The sequence below is a fragment of the Catellatospora sp. NPDC049111 genome, from assembly GCF_040648615.1.
In the GTDB taxonomy this organism is placed as follows: Bacteria; Actinomycetota; Actinomycetes; order Mycobacteriales; family Micromonosporaceae; genus Catellatospora; species Catellatospora aurea.
This window is the reverse complement of record NZ_JBEZEB010000012.1, coordinates 161107-178638: the sequence shown is the minus strand read 5'-3', so window position 1 is coordinate 178638 and position 17532 is coordinate 161107. Positions and strand designations below refer to the sequence as shown.

At 71.0% G+C, this 17532-nt stretch carries 18 protein-coding genes and 1 pseudogene; 7 read left to right on the top strand and 12 right to left on the bottom strand.

Features of this window, described 5'->3' with window-relative positions; genetic code table 11:
* Positions 1–124: 124 nt before the first annotated feature.
* A complete protein-coding gene (locus AB0B66_RS19535; RefSeq protein WP_360531285.1) occupies positions 125–1636 on the bottom strand; it encodes a hypothetical protein in 1512 nt (503 codons plus the stop codon).
* Between the two features lie 49 nt (positions 1637–1685).
* Positions 1686–2639, bottom strand: a complete 954-nt coding sequence (locus tag AB0B66_RS19530) for a proline dehydrogenase family protein (RefSeq protein WP_360531282.1) — start codon at positions 2637–2639, stop codon at positions 1686–1688.
* A gap of 120 nt (positions 2640–2759) precedes the next feature.
* On the opposite strand from AB0B66_RS19530, the gene AB0B66_RS19525 reads away from it, so the two are divergent.
* From AB0B66_RS19525 to AB0B66_RS19515, 3 genes are read left to right on the top strand one after another with little or no spacing between them, the layout of a single operon-like run.
* The gene (locus AB0B66_RS19525) at positions 2760–2999 is read left to right on the top strand and encodes a hypothetical protein (protein WP_230687110.1); all 240 of its coding nucleotides are present in this window, start codon (positions 2760–2762) and stop codon (positions 2997–2999) included.
* 6 nt (positions 3000–3005) lie between these two features.
* Complete coding sequence (locus tag AB0B66_RS19520) at positions 3006–4172, top strand: glutathionylspermidine synthase family protein (RefSeq protein ID WP_360531278.1); 1167 nt, start codon at positions 3006–3008, stop codon at positions 4170–4172.
* 18 nt (positions 4173–4190) lie between these two features.
* Complete coding sequence (locus AB0B66_RS19515; protein ID WP_360531275.1) at positions 4191–4781, top strand: CGNR zinc finger domain-containing protein; 591 nt, start codon at positions 4191–4193, stop codon at positions 4779–4781.
* Between the two features lie 136 nt (positions 4782–4917).
* Here the strand turns inward: AB0B66_RS19515 and AB0B66_RS19510 are convergent, their stop codons facing one another.
* Both AB0B66_RS19510 and AB0B66_RS19505 read right to left on the bottom strand, forming a co-directional pair.
* A complete protein-coding gene (locus AB0B66_RS19510; protein ID WP_360531272.1) occupies positions 4918–5721 on the bottom strand; it encodes a sugar phosphate isomerase/epimerase in 804 nt (267 codons plus the stop codon).
* 20 nt (positions 5722–5741) lie between these two features.
* Positions 5742–6668, bottom strand: coding sequence for a Ppx/GppA phosphatase family protein (locus AB0B66_RS19505; protein ID WP_360531269.1), 927 nt, complete (start codon positions 6666–6668; stop codon positions 5742–5744).
* 43 nt (positions 6669–6711) lie between these two features.
* On the opposite strand from AB0B66_RS19505, the gene AB0B66_RS19500 reads away from it, so the two are divergent.
* Genes AB0B66_RS19500 through AB0B66_RS19490 form a run of 3 tightly spaced genes read left to right on the top strand, consistent with a single transcriptional unit; the run spans position 6712 to position 8119 of the window.
* The gene (locus tag AB0B66_RS19500) at positions 6712–7542 is read left to right on the top strand and encodes a hypothetical protein (RefSeq protein ID WP_360531266.1); all 831 of its coding nucleotides are present in this window, start codon (positions 6712–6714) and stop codon (positions 7540–7542) included.
* Between the two features lie 17 nt (positions 7543–7559).
* Complete coding sequence (locus AB0B66_RS19495; protein ID WP_360531263.1) at positions 7560–7739, top strand: hypothetical protein; 180 nt, start codon at positions 7560–7562, stop codon at positions 7737–7739.
* Positions 7736–8119 carry a Fic family protein gene (locus AB0B66_RS19490; protein WP_360531260.1) on the top strand — a complete coding sequence of 128 codons (384 nt, stop codon included), beginning with the start codon at positions 7736–7738 and terminating at the stop codon, positions 8117–8119. Before AB0B66_RS19495 ends, AB0B66_RS19490 begins: the two co-directional genes overlap by 4 nt.
* Before the next feature lie 23 nt (positions 8120–8142).
* Here AB0B66_RS19490 and AB0B66_RS19485 read toward each other — a convergent pair whose 3' ends face one another.
* From AB0B66_RS19485 to AB0B66_RS19470, 4 genes and pseudogenes are all read right to left on the bottom strand, one after another.
* Positions 8143–9000, bottom strand: coding sequence for a hypothetical protein (locus AB0B66_RS19485; RefSeq protein ID WP_360531257.1), 858 nt, complete (start codon positions 8998–9000; stop codon positions 8143–8145).
* Positions 8997–9521, bottom strand: a complete 525-nt coding sequence (locus AB0B66_RS19480) for a SigE family RNA polymerase sigma factor (RefSeq protein ID WP_360531254.1) — start codon at positions 9519–9521, stop codon at positions 8997–8999. Before AB0B66_RS19480 ends, AB0B66_RS19485 begins: the two co-directional genes overlap by 4 nt.
* 163 nt (positions 9522–9684) lie before the next feature.
* Positions 9685–10368, bottom strand: a complete 684-nt coding sequence (locus AB0B66_RS19475; RefSeq protein WP_120317276.1) for a response regulator transcription factor — start codon at positions 10366–10368, stop codon at positions 9685–9687.
* A gap of 118 nt (positions 10369–10486) precedes the next feature.
* Positions 10487–11746, bottom strand: a pseudogene (locus AB0B66_RS19470) (ATP-binding protein); the annotation flags it as partial.
* A 229-nt stretch (positions 11747–11975) separates the two neighbouring features.
* Between AB0B66_RS19470 and phoU the strand changes: the two are divergent.
* Positions 11976–12614 (top strand): phosphate signaling complex protein PhoU, encoded by a 639-nt coding sequence (gene phoU, locus AB0B66_RS19465; protein ID WP_360531251.1) that lies wholly within the window; start codon positions 11976–11978, stop codon positions 12612–12614.
* Between the two features lie 168 nt (positions 12615–12782).
* Here phoU and AB0B66_RS19460 read toward each other — a convergent pair whose 3' ends face one another.
* The 4 genes from AB0B66_RS19460 to ngcE form a co-directional block, all read right to left on the bottom strand.
* Positions 12783–13694, bottom strand: coding sequence for a DUF559 domain-containing protein (locus AB0B66_RS19460; RefSeq protein WP_360531248.1), 912 nt, complete (start codon positions 13692–13694; stop codon positions 12783–12785).
* A 214-nt stretch (positions 13695–13908) separates the two neighbouring features.
* Positions 13909–14838 carry a carbohydrate ABC transporter permease gene (locus AB0B66_RS19455; protein WP_360531245.1) on the bottom strand — a complete coding sequence of 310 codons (930 nt, stop codon included), beginning with the start codon at positions 14836–14838 and terminating at the stop codon, positions 13909–13911.
* A 12-nt stretch (positions 14839–14850) separates the two neighbouring features.
* On the bottom strand, positions 14851–15840 hold the full coding sequence (locus AB0B66_RS19450; RefSeq protein WP_360531242.1) for a sugar ABC transporter permease: 990 nt from the start codon (positions 15838–15840) through the stop codon (positions 14851–14853).
* A 140-nt stretch (positions 15841–15980) separates the two neighbouring features.
* Positions 15981–17405, bottom strand: a complete 1425-nt coding sequence (gene ngcE / locus AB0B66_RS19445) for an N-acetylglucosamine/diacetylchitobiose ABC transporter substrate-binding protein (RefSeq protein ID WP_360531239.1) — start codon at positions 17403–17405, stop codon at positions 15981–15983.
* Positions 17406–17532: the final 127 nt, after the last annotated feature.

Here is a 17532-nt window from a genome sequence, read left to right as displayed (position 1 = left end):
GTGGAGGCTACCAACGGGTTGCGGCGACGGGTAGGGCTCGCGGCAGTCGAATCCGGTATGAGCGGCATGGGCGATCCAAGCGGTGCGCCCGTTTCACCCTCCTTCGACGTCGTCGGGCCGCCGCTCAGCGGGCGGTGCGCCGCACGTAGTCGACCAGATCCCGTTCCACCGCCGCCCAGCTCACGCCGAGCTGCTCCGGGGCCGCCAGCGCCACCTCCTTCCGCAAGTGCAGCACGGACTTGAAGAACGCCATCGCCTTGGCGAACCCGAACCGGGCGACCAGGCGGTGCACGGCCAGGTAGGCGACGCCGTAACGGCCCGCCACCTCCGACTCCGGGGTCTTCTCGCCGGGCGCGGCCAGCTCGATGTCGCGGTTCCACTTCTTGACGAACCGGCGCACCTCGGCCATCGCCGGGTACGCCGCAGGCTTGGCCCCGTTCGCCCCGGCCTCCTCGGCCAGCCCTTCGACCAGCCACCAGGAGCCGTAGCCGCCGCCGGCCCCGGCCAGCGAGGAGGCGTGCGCCAGCTCGTGCCGCATCAGCTCGCCCAGCCCGGCCTGCGTCAGGTAGGCGCCGTTGAGCACCAGCTCGTAGCGCTCGCGCGTCACCGGGATGGCGACGCCGCCGGCCCAGTCCGGCGGGTGGCCGCCGTACCAGCGCTCCCACTCGCGGCTGTCCGCGTAGTACACCGGGTAGCGGGTGGGCGGGGTGCCGACGGCGTACCGGTCGGCGACCTTCGCGGCCTTCTCGGCCTCGCGGAGCAGCATGGGCAGCTCCCGTTCGAAGACCGGGGTGGTCGCGACCACGGTGCGCGCACCTGCCAGCGCGACCAGCTCGTCGGTCTGCCAGGGCGCGCCGCCGTCCTTGTCGCCCGGCTCCCAGTACAGCAGCACCGCCCGGCCGTTCTCGATGCGCCAGCGCATGAACGACGGCGTCCGGGACTCGTTGCACACCGCGACGACGAAGCACGGCGTGCTGCTCAGCCGCACCTGCCACTCGTCGTTCGGGCTGGGACTCGGCTGGTAGCCGCGGTCGGTCCACGCCGCCACCTGCATCGCCCGCAGCGAGCGGAACTGGATCCGCAGCCGGTCGAGGGCATCGGTGGCGGTCGGTTCGACCACCGACAGGTAGGCCTTCTCGTCCCCGGCGAGCAGGGCCTCGCGCTGCACGGTCAGCGCCGCGTCGATGCGCTCCTTGACCCAGGCCTGGCGCACGCTCAGCTTGTCGTCCGGCCGCGGGCTGGGCGCGGTGCCGGGGGTCTGCGTGCCCGCCGCGGCGAGCTGGTCGAGCACCGGCGGGACCAGCACCACCGCCAGGCCGCCGGCGGTCGCGCAGGCCAGCGTCAGGCCCGTGGCGACCAGCGCGATCACCCGGCCCCAGCGGCGGCGCGGCCGGTGCAGCAGCGCCGGATCCGGCCAGAGCGTGGGGTACGGGTGGAGCGTGGGGTACGGGTGGAGCGTGGGGTACGGGTGGGGCGCCCCGAAACCGGGCGGCGGGCCCGGCACCGGCTGCGGACCCGGGACCGCGTACGACACCGGGTACGGATCCGGCTCGGCGCGCTGCGCCGGAACGAGGTGTGCGGTCGGGACGGGCGGCGAGGATCCGTCGGTGGAATGGGCGGCGTCCTCGGCGATCACGGACGAGGACGCTACCCACCTGAGTGGCCGAGGTGATTCGGCCGGACGGTCACTTCTTCGAGATCAGCGCCCGTCCGAAGAAGGCGAGGTTGGCGGGGCGCTCGGCGAGCCGCCGCATCAGGTAGCCGTACCACTCGGTGCCGTAGGGCACGTAGACGCGCACGGTGTGCCCGGCGCGGGCCAGACGGGTCTGCTCCTCGGGGCGGATGCCGTACAGCATCTGGAACTCGAACTCGTCCGGCGCGCGGTCGAACCAGCGGGCCCGGTCCTGCGCGATGGCGATCAGGCGGGGGTCGTGGGTGGCCAGCATCGGGTAGCCCTCGCCCGCCATGAGGATGTTCATGCACCGCACGTACGACTTGTCCACTTCCAGCGGCGCCTGGTAAGCGACGTGCTCGGGCTCCTTGTACGCCCCCTTGCACAACCGCACCCGGGACCCGGCGGTGGCCAGCTCCCGGCAGTCGCCCTCGGTGCGGCGCAGGTACGCCTGCAGCACCGCGCCGGTGCCCGGGTGGTCGCGGCGCAGCCGGGACAGGATGTCCAAAGTCGAGTCGGTGGTGGTGTGGTCCTCCATGTCCAGGGTGACCGTGGTGCCCAGGGCCGCGGCGGCCTCGCAGATCTCGCGGGCGTTCTTCTCCGCGAGCTGCTCGTCGAAGGCCTGGCCGAGTGCGGACAGCTTCAGGCTGACCTCGGCGGTGGCCACGGTGACCCCGCCGCCGCCCTCCTTCGGTGCGGTCAGCCCGGCGTGGCCGAGCGCGGCGAGCAGCTCCAGGTACGCCTCCTTGGTGGCGTTGGCCTGCTCGGCGGTGAGGGTGTCCTCGCCCAGGTTGTCCAGGGTGATGCAGAGGCCGGCGTCGGCGAGCTGCCGGGTGGCGGCGAGCGCCTCGCCGGTTCCGGAGCCGGCGACGAAACGCTTGACGACGTCCCGGCTGACCGGGGCGGTCTCTACGAGCCGTTCCACCTTCTGGGATCGGGCGGCGGCGAGGATCACGGAGCGAAGCATGATGGCAGCGTAACCCGCCTGCACCGAAGGGCTCACGGGACTCCTGCCCGTTGTATACAAGAACACTGCTCGATATCTCGGTGAAGGGAGGGTTGTGTGCGTCGGCTACAAACTTCAGCTGTGAACTCGAACCCGCTCCGCTCCCCCGCCGTGATCATCGGTGGGGTCGTGCTGCTCGTCGCCGGCCTGGCCTGTGCCCTGGACGACGATGACGACGACTGCTGGGGTCAGCCCGACCCCCAGCAGACCGTGTTCGCCGCCGGCAGCTCCGGCATCCGGCTGGCCGAGCCCCCCGCCCCCACCGAGGCGCTGCCCGATTCGGGCGGTTTCGGCACCCACCTCGCCTCCTGCGGCGGCTGACCGCCGGTGCAGCGTCATCAGATCGAACCGCGCCCGGACTGGCGGGAGAAGGTCCGGGCGCAGGGCATGCTCTACGCCGACACCAAGCTCGACGACGGCGCCACCACCCCGTACTGGGACGAGTCAGCCTGCTACTCGTTCACCCTGGACGAGGTGCTCCGGCTGGAGGAGGCGACCGAGGAGCTGCACCGGATGTCGCTCGCGGCCGCCAAGCACGTCGTCGAGCAGGACCGGTGGGCCGACTTCGGCATCCCGGCCTGGGCCGTGGACGAGGTGCGCCGGGTGTGGCGCGAGCAGCCGCCGACGCTGTACGGCCGGTTCGACCTCTGGTACGACGGCAGCGGCCCGCCGAAGATGCTGGAGTACAACGCGGACACGCCCACGTCGCTGCTGGAGGCGGCGATCATCCAGTGGTTCTGGCTCACCGACACCCGGCCGGACTCCGACCAGTGGAACAGCCTGCACGAGCGCCTGATCGCCGCGTGGCGCCGGCTCGGCCCCCAGTTCGCCGCGGGCCCGGTGCACTTCGCGTGGTCGAACCTGGAGGAGACGTTCGAGGACCTGATGACCGTCGGCTACCTGGCCGACACCGCGCACCAGGCCGGGCTGGACGTGCGGGTCACCCCGATGCTCGACATCGCCTGGGACGGGCGGCGCTTCCGCGACAGCGGCGGCGACCCGATCAGCACGATCTTCAAGCTGTACCCGTGGGAGTGGATGGTCGCCGAGCCGTACGGGCGGCTCGCGCTGGACCCGGGCACCCCGACGACGTGGATCGAGCCGGCCTGGAAGCTGCTGCTGTCGAACAAGGCGCTGCTGGCCGTGCTCTGGGAGCTGTACCCGGACCACGAGCTGCTGCTGCCGGCATACCTGGACGGCCCGCGGGACCTGGCCGAGTACGTGGCCAAGCCGCTGCTCGGCCGCGAGGGAGCCAATGTGCGGATCGTCACTGCCACAGGCGAGCAGGTCACGGACGGTATCTACGACGCCGGCGGCCACTGCTTCCAGGAGTTCCGTGCGCTGCCTTCGTTCCAGGGCAACCACGTGGTGCTGGGTTCGTGGATCGTCGATGGCGAGTCGGCCGGACTGGGACTACGGGAGAGCACCAGTCTGATCACCGACGGTCACGCTCGCTTCATACCCCACTATGTTGACACCCCACGCACGCCGTAGGTGCACTACCTTTGTCGGGTGAACTTCGATGCGTACGCCCGAACGGCTGTTGATCTTGTCAACGCGCCGCTGGACGACCTGAGCCAGCTCCGCGCTGTCCTGCCGGGGCCGGACTGGATGTGCGAGGACGCCACCGAACGCGACCTGCAGGTGTTCCGCAAGGCACAACGGCGGCTGCGCGAGGTGTTCGAACACGGCGCGCACGGCCGCGAACGCGAGGCCGTCGAAGAGCTCAACTCGCTGCTCGAAGCCCATCCGGTGCACCCCCGCATCTCCGGCCATGAGTCCGGGAACTGGCACATCCACGTCACCAGCCGCGGCTCCGCGGTCAGCGCCGAATACCTGGCCGGCGCCGTCTGGGGCCTGTCCGTGTGGCTCTGCGAGTACGGCAGCGCCCGGTTCGGTGTCTGCGCCGACGACCGCTGCGGCAACGTCTACCTCGACACCTCGTCCAACAACTGCCGCCGCTTCTGCTCCGAGCGCTGCGCCACGCGCTCGCACGTGGCGGCCCACCGCGCCCGCAAGAAGGCCGCGGTCACCGAGCTGGCCCACAAGGCCCAGCTCAAGCCCACCGTCCCCCAGCAGCCCAGCCTGACGTCGGTCGGCTGACGCCGCCCCCACCACCAAGGGCCGCTCCCCTCCGGGGAGCGGCCCTCTGCCATGCAAGGAAGGGCACCTTGCAAACCACATACGTAGAGGAAGGGCACCTTCCAAACCGCCGTAGGCCGCGACCAGCGACGGGTGGTTAGGAGCGAGTGGGGGCGACGCCGGCGGCCAGGTGGGTGCGGGCGAACGCCAACGCCTCGGCCAGGTCGGCCTCGCGGGCGGCGCGGCTGCCGGCCTTGCGGGTCGCCACCTCCATCGCCACCGAGCCGGTGAACCCGCGCCGCTCCAGCCCTTCCAGCAGCCGCGCGCACGGCTGGGTGCCGCGGCCGGGCACCAGGTGCTCGTCCCGGCCCTCGCCGGTGCCGTCGCCCAGGTGGATGTGGGCCAGCCCCGGGCCCATCGTGTCGGCCATCTCCAGTGCGTCGGACCGCGACGCCGCGCAGTGCGACAGATCAAGGGTGTACGAGTCGTACCCGGCCTCGGTCGGATCCCAGCCCGGGTGGTACGGCACGACCTGGCGGCGTCCCATCCGCACCGGGTACATGTTCTCCACCGCGATGCGCACCCCGGTGTGCCGGTGCGCCAGCTTGCCCACCGTGTCGGCGAAGCCCCGGGCGTAGTCGCGCTGCCAGGTGAACGGCGGGTGCACCACGACCGTCGGCGCGCTCAGCGTGTCGGCCAGGATCACCGCACGGCGCAGCCGCTCCTTCGGGTCGCTGCTCCAGACCCGCTGGGTGACCAGCAGGCAGGGCGCGTGGATCGACAGCACCGGCACGCCGTAGTGCCGGGACAGCCCGCGCAGCGCGCCGGCGTCCTGGCTCACCGCGTCGGTCCACACCATGACCTCGACCCCGTCGTATCCCAGCGACGCCGCCAGCTCGAACGCTGCGGCGGTGGGCTCGGGAAAGACGGACGAGCTGGACAGGAGCACGGGAACGGACACGTTGTCCAGGGTAGCCCCGGTCACCCCGCGGAGAGCTGATCCAGGCGCGTCAGGATGACGCCCTCCCGCAATGCCCAGGGGCAGATGCGCAGCTCATCGATGCCCAGTCGGCGCATTGCGGCCTCCGCCACAACCGCCCCGGCGAGCAGCTGATGGGCGCGGCTGGCGCTGACTCCGTCCAGTTCGGCCAGACCGGCCGACGGGATGCGCTGGATGAAGCCGCGCACCTGGTGCAGGCCCTGCAGGGTGAGCGCGCGAGGGGCCCAGAGCCCGTCGCCGCTGGGCGCGGCGCCGGCCAGCCGGGCCAGCGAGCGGAACGTCTTCGAGGTCGCCGCGGCGATCTCCCAACCCTTCAGCCCGTCCAGTTCCCGGTGCATGAGCTGCTCGTCCACGTAGGACTGCAGCGCGGCCAGCTCCGCCGCGCCGGGCGGGTCGGCCCGCAGCCAGCGCCGGGTCAGCCGGCCCGCGCCCAGTGGCAGCGACACCGCCACCGTGGGCTCCTCGTCGATGCCCGCCGCGATCTCCAGCGAGCCGCCGCCGATGTCCAGCACCAGCAGCCGGCCCGCCGACCAGCCGAACCACCGGCGTACGGCCAGGAAGGTCATCCGGGCCTCGTCCTCGCCGGAGAGCACCCGCAGCTCGACACCGGTCTCCTCGTACACCCGGCGCAGCACCTGGGCGGAGTTGGTGGCATCGCGGACCGCGGAGGTGGCGAACGCCATCAGCTCCTCCGCGCCCTGCTGCTCGGCCGCGGTCTTGGCCTGCTCGCAGGCCTTCACCAGCGCGTCGGCCCCGGCGATGGTCAGCTCCCCCGCCTCGCCGAGCTGCTCGGCCAGGCGCAGCCGCTCCTTCTGGGAGTGCGCGGGCCACGGGTGCGCACCGCGGTGCGCATCGACCACCAGGAGATGAACTGTATTGGATCCGACATCGAGGACACCAAGCCGCATGCGCCTACGTTATCGGTGCCCGCCGTCGCCGTAGGCTGGGATCGTGGACCATGAGGGCGAGACTTCGCTGGACTTCCCGCGGGAGTGGATCGAGTTCGCTGACCCGGCGGATCCGGCCCACCTGATCCGTGCCGACCTGACCTGGCTGCTGTCGCGCTGGACGTGTGTGTTCGGCAGCGCCTGCCGGGGCATCATCGCCGGGCGGGAGGAGGAGGGCTGCTGCTCGCACGGCGCGTTCTTCACCGACGCCGACGACGTCAAACGGGTCAAGGCCGCGGTCAAGCGCCTGGACAAGGACACCTGGCAGCACCACGTACGCGGCTTCGAGAAGTGGACCGAGCTGGACGAGCTGCACGACGAGAAGCCGGCTCGGCGCACCGCCATCCAGCACGGCCCCGACGGCGAGGAGGGCCCCTGCGTCTTCCTCAACGACGCCGACTTCCCAGGCGGGGGCGGCTGCGCCCTGCACGCCCAGGCGCTGCGCGACGGGGTGCACCCGCTGACCTACAAGCCCGACGTGTGCTGGCAGCTGCCCGTCCGCCGGGACCAGCAGTGGGTCAAGCGCCCCGACGACACCAAGATCCTGGTATCGGTCATCGGCGAGTTCGACCGGCGCGGCTGGGGCGCGGGCGGCCACGACCTGCACTGGTGGTGCACCTCCTCACCGGACGCGCACGTCGGCACGGAACCGATGTACGTCAGCTACGCCCCCGAACTGACCGCGCTGGTCGGCGAGCAGGCGTACGCCCGGCTGGCCGAGATGTGCGCCGAGCGCGACAAGCGCGGGCTGGTCGCCGAGCACCCCGCCACCGTCGAGGCGCGCCGGCGCACGCCGCTCAAACTGATTGCACGCCCGGCTAACCTCGATTCATAAGCGTCAGAGGAGTGGACATGAGCGAGGAGCAGCTGCGCGGGCGGCAGGCCGCCGTCCCGCCCGCGGTCGACCACGAGGAGCGCCTCGCCGCGCTCGACGACGTCGACGAGATCGAGCCCGGCCCGGAGGGCTTCGGCGCGGCCGTCGACGAGATCATCGCTGCGCACACCGACCTGCTCGCCCGGCTCGCCCAGTGAGCGAGGTCTACGTCCCGACGTACGCCGACGTGCTGGCGATCGCGGACCGGCTCGGCGTCGCCGTACGCGATCCCGGGCTGGTCGAGTCGGCGGTGGCCCGCCCGCGCAGCAGCGTTTTCGGCGCGGACGCCTACCCGGACCTGTGGACGAAGGCGGCGGCCCTGCTCCAGTCGCTGACCCGCAACCACCCCTTCGTGGACGGCAACAAGCGCATCGGCTGGATCACGGCCACCGCCTTCCTCACCGTGAACGGCGCGGTGACCCGCCGCCGCCTCGCCGCCCTCGACCAGGACGCGGCGTACGACCTGGTCATCTCGGTGTGCACGGGCGAACTCCGCGACATCGACGAGATCGCGCAGGCGCTGCGCGCGCTCTACTGAGCGCCCGCAGCGCCTGACCGCGCCTACACGGGGCCGTCGACCGGCGGAAGCTCCCGCTGCGTGTACCCGCTCGGAATGGTCACCGCCAGCGGCTTCAGCGACTCCGCGGTGCGCGGCTGCCACGCGAAGTCCATCCGGTTGAGGGCGTCGCCGTCAGGGGTGTGCTTGACCGTCTCCCGGCGGACCGCCCGGTAGGTTTCGGCGTCCACCCACAGTTCGTCCGAGCCGTCCTCGAAATCGAGGCGCAGGTGCAGCACCGCCCGGCCGTCCAGGTCGACGGGGCCGACCAGGGTGTAGCCGTCGCCGCGCCGCAGGGCCGCGCGCAGCTCCTCGGGGGTGCCACCCGCCGGGCCGGCCGGCCGCTCGCCGTTCAGCGCCCGGTCGAGACGCAGGAAGCTCCGGTCCTGGTGGAAGACCTGCGTCATGGTGAGCGTGTCGTCGCGTACCAGCTGCCAGAGGTCCATCGTCGCCGCGCCGCCGGGTGCCGACAGGTGGGTGATGCGCGAGTCCCCGGTCGTCCGGTCGAACCACCACTCGCCGTGCTCGGTGGTGCCGCGGTAGGTGGTGGTCGAGACGATGTGCTGCACGTCGTCACCGGCCAGCGCCGCCACGGCCCGCTCGGACACCATGCCGACGGTCAGCAACTCCGGCGCGGATCGCGGCCCCGGGTCGGCGGTCGGGGCGGCGGGGCTGCCGCCCAGCGCCGTCATCGCGACCGCCACCACGGCCGCCAGGCCGAACACGCCGGTGCCGACCGCCCTACCCGCGGTTCGCCGACGGTTGCGGCGGGCCGCCCGGTCCAGCAGGTCCGGGCTCGGCCGCAGGTCGGCGGTGTGCTCCCGCATCCCGGCCGCCAGCTCGTCTTCCAGTGAGATGTTCATGAAGGTGCTCCGATCCGCAGTGGGGATTCGTCGAGAGCCCAGGCCGCCGTGATCTCGCGCAGCCGGGCCAGGCCGCGCGAGGCGCTCGATTTGACCGTGCCGACCGAGCAGCCGAGCACCGCCGCGGCCTCGGCCTCGCTGAGCTGCTCCCAGTAGCGCAGCACCAGCACCGCCCGCTGCCGGGGCGGCAGCTGCGCCAGCGCCTGCACCAGCGCGTGGCGCAGGGCGAGCCGGTCGGTGCCGTCGGAGTGCGCGGGCGGCTCGACCGTCGCGACGACCTCCCGCCGCCGCAGTCGCAGCCGCCAGCTGTCCACGGCCAGGTGGTACATGGTGCGGCGCAGGTAGCCCTCGGGGTCGCCGTCGATGCGGCGCCAGGCCCGCATCATCCGTTCCAGGGCCGCCTGGAGCAGGTCCTCTCCGGCGGTACGCCCGCCGCTGAGCAGGGTCGCCGTGGCCAGCAGGGCCGGGCCGCGCGAGGCGACCAGGTCCGCCAGTCCGGCGTACGCGTCTCGTGACCGCACAGGCTCTCCTTTCGTCGCCCACCAAGGACGACGCGGTACGGCCGAAGGTTGACAACAACACGAAAGCGCCCGCTCTGCGGCCTTAATCGGCCAGCAACCGCGGGCGCCTTTGTCATCCTGCGCTGCGCTCCGGATGACGGCGGTGGTTCAGTGGTCTGGTCGCCTAGGGCTCGAACTTGTAGCCCAGGCCGCGGACGGTGACGAGGTAGCGGGGCGTGGACGGCTCGGGCTCGATCTTCGAGCGCAGCCGCTTCACGTGCACGTCGAGGGTCTTGGTGTCGCCGACGTAGTCGGCACCCCATACCCGGTCGATCAGCTGGCCGCGGGTCAGCACCCGGCCCGCGTTGCGCAGCAGCAGCTCCAGCAGCTCGAACTCCTTCAGCGGCAGCTGCACCGGCGCGCCGTCGACGGTCACCACGTGCCGCTCGACGTCCATCCGCACCGGGCCGGCGGCCAGCGTGCCGCCCGCCACCTCGACCACGTCGGTGGTCTGCCGGCGCAGCACCGCCCTGATGCGGGCGACCAGTTCGCGCGGGGAGTACGGCTTGGTCACGTAGTCGTCGGCCCCGATCTCCAGGCCGACCACCTTGTCGATCTCGCTGTCCCGCGCGGTGACCATGATGATCGGCACGTGCGAGCGCTGGCGCAGCTGGCGGCAGACCTCGGTGCCGGACATCTCCGGCAGCATCAGGTCGAGCAGCACGATGTCCGCGCCGGTGCGGTCGAACTCGGTGAGCGCGGCGGTGCCGGTGGCCGCGACGGACACCTCGAAGCCTTCCTTGCGCAGCATGTACGACAGCGCGTCCGAGAACGACTCCTCGTCCTCGACGACCAGTACGCGGGACATCACGCCCACCTTTCGCAGTTGCCAGTCAGCCGGTCTGTGCCGGTCGTGCGGGGTTCGCAGCGGCCGCGGGGGTCGCGTCCTGCGCTGCGAGGTTCAGGGGCGCGGGGGCGTCGGGCACCGGCGCCGCATCGATCTCAAAGGAGGCGGGTAGCGGAAGCATCGCCTCCGGTGGTCGGGCAGGTAACCGGAGGGTGAACGTCGAGCCTCCACCCAGGCGGCTGCGCACGTCGACGCGGCCCCCATGGTTGGTGGCGATGTGCTTGACGATGGCCAGGCCGAGGCCGGTGCCGCCGGTCGCCCGCGAGCGGGCCTGGTCGGCCCGGTAGAAGCGCTCGAACACCCGGTCCAGGTCTCCCGGCCCGATGCCGATGCCCTGGTCCGACACACTGATGTCGACCCGATCCCCCTCGGCCAGCGCGCTGACCACGACCGCGGAGTGCTCGTGCGAGTACGCCACGGCGTTCTCGACCAGGTTGCCCAGCGCCGTGGCGAACTGGTTGTCGTTGCCGTACACAGTCAGCCCGCGAGTGCCGACGACGACGAGCTCGATGTGCTTGGCGGCCGCGTTGGTGCGGGCGCGGTCCAGCGCCTCGGCCACCACCGCGTCCACCGCGACCGGCTCGGGGTCGGGCAGCCGCTCGGCGCCCTGCAGCCGGGACAGCTCCAGCAGCTCCGACACCAGCCGGCCGAGCCGGGTGCTCTCGCGCTGTATGCGCTCGGCGAACCGCCGGCTCGCCACCACGTCCTCGGCCGCCTGGGCCGCTGCGGCCTCCGGGTCGGCCGGCTGCTCGTCCGGCGGCTCGGTGGCGTCCAACAGCGCCTCGGCCAGCAGCTGCAACGCACCGATCGGGGTCTTCAGCTCGTGGCTCACGTTCGCCACGAAGTCGCGGCGCACCCGCTCCACCCGGTGCGCGTCGGTGACGTCGGCCGCCTCCACGCAGACCAGCCCGCCGCCGACCGCCACCGCGCGCAGGTGCACGCCCAGCGGCTGCGACTCGCCCAGCTCGCGGCCGCGCGGCAGGTCGAGCTCCACCTCGCGCGGCACGCCCGTGTGGCGCACCTGCCCCGCGAGCGTACGCAGGATCGGGTGGGCGGCGATCGTGCCCGGCACGGCGCTGGCCCGCAGCATGCCCATGGCCCGCGCCGACCGGTTGGCGAGCACGACCTGGTCGGTGCCGTCGAGCAGCACCACGCCCACCCGCAGCGCGTCGAGGCTCTTGCGGCCCAGCCCGGCCAGCGGGTCGCCGACCGGCGGCGCGCCCAGCCCGGACGGCCCCAGCGCGTTCACGGCACGCGCCGCACGCCGGTGCGCCTGGTAGCGGGCCAGCAGGAGGCCCGCGGCGAGGCCGAGCACGACGCCGACGGCGATCGCCAGCATGAGCGTGCCGCCGTCGGGGGGCGCTGCCAGTACCTTCACGTTGCGATCGTAGGTCAGATCATTCAGCCAACGTTCTCGTACAAATCATCTGTAACCTGGCCATATACGGCATTGGTTGCACAGTGTTCACCGTCGCGCCCGCTCCCGTTCACCGGCGTTCACCTTCCGGCCGTGCGCGCCACCTACCGTGGTGCGGACCAGAGCCCCCCATCGTTACTGGAAGTGATCAATGCGCGAGGAGTTCCGTGCCGACCTGCTCGAGGTCGGCCGCCTGCTGGTCTCCATGGCCGAGGCGGTCCGCACCGCGATGAGCGCGGCGACCACCGCCCTGCTCAGCGCCGACAAGGAGGGCGCCGAGCGCGTCATCGCCCGCGACGAGGAGATCAACGCCCTGTTCCGCGCGGTGGAGGAGAAGGTGCTCCGGCTGCTCGCGCAGCAGGCCCCCGTCGCCTCCGACCTGCGCATGGTGATCACGTCGCTGCACATCGGCACCGACCTGGAGCGCATGGGCGACCTGGCCGAGCACGTGGCCAAGTCGGCGCTGCGCCGGCACCCGGCGGTCTGCGTGCCCGCCGAGCTCGCCGGGGTCTTCGGCCAGATGGCCAACATCGCCGACCGCATCGCCGGCAAGATCACGCTGGTGCTCGCGTCCCGCGACATCGAACGCGCCGCCGAACTGGAGCGCGACGACGACGCCATGGACGAGCTGGAGAAGGCGCTGTTCGAGAAACTGCTCAACTCGGAGTGGACGCACGGCGTGGAAGCCGCCGTGGACGCCGCCCTGCTGGCCCGCTTCTACGAGCGCTACGCCGACCACGCCGTCAACGCCGGCCGCCACGTCATCTACCTGGTCACCGGCGAATCCTGACCACCGACCCCCTCCCCTCCGCCAGGCCCCGCTTTACATAGACGTTGGCCTATCTCATCGAATCCGAGCGCCGGATTTTCGATGAGATAGGCCAACGTTTATGAAAGTTGGCGCACCCCGACGCCGTTCGGCGGGTCGCCGGGTGAGTGGGAGTTCGCCGGCAGGGGGTCAGGCGCGTCGCGAACGGTGGGACATCATCTGAGCCACCTCCGCGCGTACGGCATCAGGCTCGCGCCGCAGCCTTGCCCCGGTGAACCGCACGACCGTGAAGCCCAGCGCGGTGAGCGCCGCGTCCCGCCGGAGATCACGCTCCCGGTCGCGGGGTGAGGAGTGGTACGCCGCTCCGTCCAGCTCGATGTCGAGCCCCGTCGCCTCATCGAGAATGTCCAGGTAGACGGCGTGCCCACCCACCATGACCTTGACCTGCCGGCGAAGGCGGGCGAACGCCCGCCCGCCGAACACCCGGTCATGTCCCCACAGCTCGAGCGGACTGCGGCAACCCGCTGCCAACCGCTCCAACAACTGCACCAGATGGCGGCGGCCGGCCAGGCGCGGCGTACGCTCCAGCTCCTCACGAAGCCTGCCCGGCGTGGTCATCCGGTCCGCGACGGCCGTGATCGCCGGGGCCCGCTTGGCGTCGCCGTCGAGCAGCGGCCAGCTGTCCACGATCGCCGTCTCCAGGCGAGTGACCGGGATCCCGGCCCGCGTGACCACGTGTGGCGGCTCAGGAGTGAAGTCCTCCCGGCGGTGAACCCTGACACCGGGCGCACCGCGCAGGTGACGGGATTGACCGGTGAGCAGGTGGATCCACGAGTCGTCCGGCACCGGCAGCCCCCAGATCCGCAGCGCGGAGAGATGGCTCACGGCCACCGGCTGACCCGCGTACGACAGCGCGGCGCGCAGCACGGTGTCCCAGTCGTCCAACACATCCGGCAGCAGAAACGTCCGTGGCAGCGGTCGCGCCAGGTGCCCGGCCTGGACCGCGTACGCGAGCACGTGGTCGGGGACGACGGTGGTCACGCCGGCCCGGTCGGCCAGGCCGCCCCGAGCAGACATCGCGTCACGCAGAGCCGGTCGCATTCCGGCAGCGTCAACGATCACCGAACCCGAATCCACCGGCCCTCGGCCACCTGTGGACGACACGCCCCTTATCCACAGAGCCCCACCCGTCTCCACATACACATTGGCCTATCTCATCGAAAATCCGGCGCTCGGATTCGACGAGATAGGCCAACGTCTACATAAAGCGGGGCGCGGCCGCGGCCGCCGGCGCGGGCCGGTTGGGGTGGGTGGGTTACTTCAGCGTCGCGCCGGTCAGGCCGGACTGGACCTGGCGGTGGAAGCCCAGGTACACGGCCAGGATGGGGAGCATCGCGATGGTCATGCCCGCGAACAGCCGCGCGAAGTCCGTCTCGTAACGGGCGTTCGTCGCCAGCTCCAGCAGACCCTGGGTGAGCATCTTCTTGTCGGAGTCCTTCATCAGCACGGTCGGCAGCAGGAACTGGTTCCACTGCCCGATCACGTTGAAGATGCCGATGCTGATCAGACCCGGCTTCGCCATCGGCATCATGACCTGGAAGAACAGCCGCACGTGCCCGGCCCCGTCCACCGACGCGGCCTCCGCGATGGTGGTCGGCAGCGTCCGGAAGAAGGCGTGCAGGAAGAACACCGTGAAGGGCATGGAGTACGCCACGTACACCAGAATCAGCCCCAGGTGCGTGTTCAGCCCGATGACCTCTTCCAGGCCAAGCGCCTTCGACATGTCCTGCACCAGCAGGAACAGCGGCAGGATGCCCAGGTAGATGGGCAGCGTCAGCCCGGCGACAAACATCCAGTACACGGCCCGGTTGCCCCGGAACGGGTAGCGCGCGAGCACGTACGCCGCCATCGCGCCGAACAGCATGGTCAGCGTCACGCTGCCGAGCAGCACGATGATCGTGTTCAGGAAGAACTCGCCGATGTTGCCCTTGGTCCAGGCGCGGCCGAAGGCGCCGAAGAGCCACTGCTCGGGCAGGCCGAGCGGGTCGTGGATGATCTCGTCGTCGGTCTTGAACGACTGGATCACCGCCCAGATCAGCGGGATGGTGACCAGCAGGCCCCAGACCGCGAGGAAGATGTGGGCGAAGGCGTTGGCGGCGTATCCCTCACGCTGCTTGACCGGCGCGGCGGGCGGCGCGGGGGGCGCGGCCGCGGCGGGGGCGTCTGCGGTAACGGTGGTGGCCATCTCGTATACCTCTCAGAACTCAAGCTTGTCGCGGCTGCGGGTGAGCCGGAACTGCACACCGGCCAGCAGCATCGTCAGCAGGGCGATGGACATGCCCATCGCGCAGGCGAACGCGAAGCCGTCGTAGCGGCTGCTGCGGAAGGCGCTGGTGAGCATCCACGAGCTCATGACCTCGCTGGCGTTGTTCGGGCCGCCACCGCCGGCTCCCGGGGTGAGGCCGATGACCAGCGCGTAGAAGTCGAGTGCGGCGATGCCGAGGTAGATCCAGGCGACGGAGACGTGCTCGCGCAGCAGCGGCAGCGTCACGCGGAAGAAGGTCTGCACGCGGGTCGCGCCGTCGAGGGTGGCGGCCTCGTAGATGTCCTTCGGGATCGACTGCATGGCCGCCGAGAAGAGCACCAGGTAGAAGCCCACGCCGCCCCAGATCGCGACGCCGATGAGGCAGATCAGCACCACGGGCGCATCGAGCGTGAACGCGCCGAGGTGGATCGGGGGGATCACCGAGTCGGATTCGGCGAGGAACAGCAGCGGCTTGTCCTCGTCGACCAGGCCGAGCGACATCAGCACGGCGTTGATCATGCCGCCGTCGTTGCTCTGGAACACGCGGCGCCAGATCACCGCGACGATGGCGATCGACAGCACCTGCGGGAAGAAGAAGATGAACTTGTACAGCGACGAGCCGCGCACGCCCCGGATACCGGCCTTGTCGCCCCGGCCGCCGACGTTGAGCATGAAGGCGAAGAACAGCGCCAGCAGGATCGTCACGATGGGGAACACCGTGAGCACGACCGCGTTGTGGCCGATCGCGCGCAGGTAGACCTCGTCCTTGAGGAGTTCCAGGTAGTTGCCGAGGCCTACGAAGCCGTACTCGGGGCTGAACCCGTTGAAGTCGGTCAGCGAGAAGTAGGCCGTACGCACGTAGGGGATGAGGACGTACACCACGTAGAGCAGGACCGGGGCGAAGAGGAATCCTGCAATGAAAGGCGCTCTGCCGTTCCGCATGATCAAGTTCCTTTGCTGACAGCTGCGAGGGGAACGGGCGGGTTGCCGGGGCAGCCACAGACCAGGTGAGCCGCGTTCCGCGGGGGTGGGGCCGGCCGGGCCGGCCCCACCCGTGATCGGGAGACCCGATCACCGGACGATCAGGCGGTGCGCTTCTGCTTGACGATCTTCTCGTCCTTGGCCACCTCGTCGGCGACCTTCTGCACGGCGGCCATGAAGGCGTCCGGCGTGGACTTGCCCGCCAGCAGGTCGGTGGCAGCGTTGCCCACGGCCGTCACCAGCGGGGCGTACCAGCCCTCGTAGCGCCAGCTGATGACCTCGGGCGCGGCCGCGGCCACCTTCGAGGCGGACGTCAGGGCGTTGGAGATGGTCAGGCCGTCGGCGGCGCCCTTGACGACCGGCAGGGACTTGGTGAGCTCGGCGAACTTGCGCGCCTGCTCCTTGCCCAGCATCATGCGCAGGAACTCCAGGCCGCCGGCCGGGTTCTTGCTCCGGCTCGGGACGATGAAGCCCTCGCCCGGCGCCGCGTGCACGGTGCCGTACTTGCTCTTGTCCGAAGCGGAGATGTTCCACGGCGGAGCCACGGCCAGCTTGACCCCGGCCGGGATGGTCTTGGCCATCTCGCCCTCGAGCCACGAGCCGCACCAGATGAACAGGGCCTTTCCGTCGAGCACGGCCTGCTGCGTGGTGGTGTGGTCCAGACCGGAGGCGCCGGCCTGCACCCAGCCCTTGGCGGCCATCTCGGCGAGGCGCTCGGCGGTCAGCTTGACCGCGTCCTGCTTCCACGCGTTCGGCTCAAGGTTGTCGATCTTCATGAAGGCGTCGAGGCCACCGGCCATCCAGATGAACTCGTTCACCACGTTGAAGATGTACCAGGGGTGGACTCCCTGGAACGTGAAGGCCGCGATCTTGTCGGCCTTCGCCTTCTCCGCCAGCGCCGCGAACTCGTCCCAGTTCTTCGGCACGGTGTAGCCCTTGGTGGCGAACAGCGTCTCGTCGTACCACATGCCATAGATCGAGTACGCGTAGTTCAGGGTGTACGGCTTGCCGTTGAACAGGCCCGACTCGACCGTGCCGGCGACCAGGGTGTCCTTGACCTTGACCTTCGGGTCGTCGTAGCTGGGCGCGTCGAGCAGCTCGGTGAGGTCGCGCAGCTGGTTGCCCTGGATGACCGGGCCGACCGGGATGGTCTCGGGGGACGAGTTGTTCAGCAGGTCCGGCGGGTTGCCGCCGTAGAAGCGCGGCTGGTAGTCGGTGAGGATCAGCTTGGAGAACTTCAGGTCGACCTTGCTGCCCGGCCACTTGGCCTCGTAGGCGGCCACGTCGAACTTGGCGTAGTCCTCGCCGAAGCCGCCGTTGAAGAACGCGACCTCCAGCGGCTGCTTGTCACCGACGCCGAACGGGTTGGCCTCGGTCTTCTCGCCGGTGGTGCCACCGTCGCCGTCCTCGCTGGCGCACGCGGCCAGGGCGCTGATGGCGGGGGCGGCGAGCAGACCGGCGGCAGCGGCCCGGCGCAACACGGTGCGGCGGTTCAGCTCCGACGGGCTGTCGGGGGTTACGGTCATGACAATCTCCTCGTACGAGATATCGCGGCGCGTCGGGCCCATCCGGCGCGTCGCTGCACTTCGATCTGGGGTTGCGCTTCCCCGGGGAGACCGGGAAACGTCACGCCGCGAGGCGTGACCAGATACC

Excerpts from the sequence above, each read along its gene's own strand:
- AB0B66_RS19495 (WP_360531263.1), top strand. The coding sequence starts at position 7,560 with ATGAGCGAGGAGCAGCTGCGCGGGCGGCAGGCCGCCGTCCCGCCCGCG.
- ngcE (WP_360531239.1), bottom strand. The coding sequence starts at position 17,405 with ATGACCGTAACCCCCGACAGCCCGTCGGAGCTGAACCGCCGCACCGTG.
- AB0B66_RS19505 (WP_360531269.1), bottom strand. The coding sequence starts at position 6,668 with ATGCGGCTTGGTGTCCTCGATGTCGGATCCAATACAGTTCATCTCCTG.
- AB0B66_RS19475 (WP_120317276.1), bottom strand. The coding sequence starts at position 10,368 with ATGTCCCGCGTACTGGTCGTCGAGGACGAGGAGTCGTTCTCGGACGCG.
- AB0B66_RS19455 (WP_360531245.1), bottom strand. The coding sequence starts at position 14,838 with ATGGCCACCACCGTTACCGCAGACGCCCCCGCCGCGGCCGCGCCCCCC.
- AB0B66_RS19460 (WP_360531248.1), bottom strand. The coding sequence starts at position 13,694 with ATGCGACCGGCTCTGCGTGACGCGATGTCTGCTCGGGGCGGCCTGGCC.
- AB0B66_RS19530 (WP_360531282.1), bottom strand. The coding sequence starts at position 2,639 with ATGCTTCGCTCCGTGATCCTCGCCGCCGCCCGATCCCAGAAGGTGGAA.
- phoU (WP_360531251.1), top strand. The coding sequence starts at position 11,976 with ATGCGCGAGGAGTTCCGTGCCGACCTGCTCGAGGTCGGCCGCCTGCTG.
- AB0B66_RS19450 (WP_360531242.1), bottom strand. The coding sequence starts at position 15,840 with ATGCGGAACGGCAGAGCGCCTTTCATTGCAGGATTCCTCTTCGCCCCG.
- AB0B66_RS19485 (WP_360531257.1), bottom strand. The coding sequence starts at position 9,000 with ATGAACATCTCACTGGAAGACGAGCTGGCGGCCGGGATGCGGGAGCAC.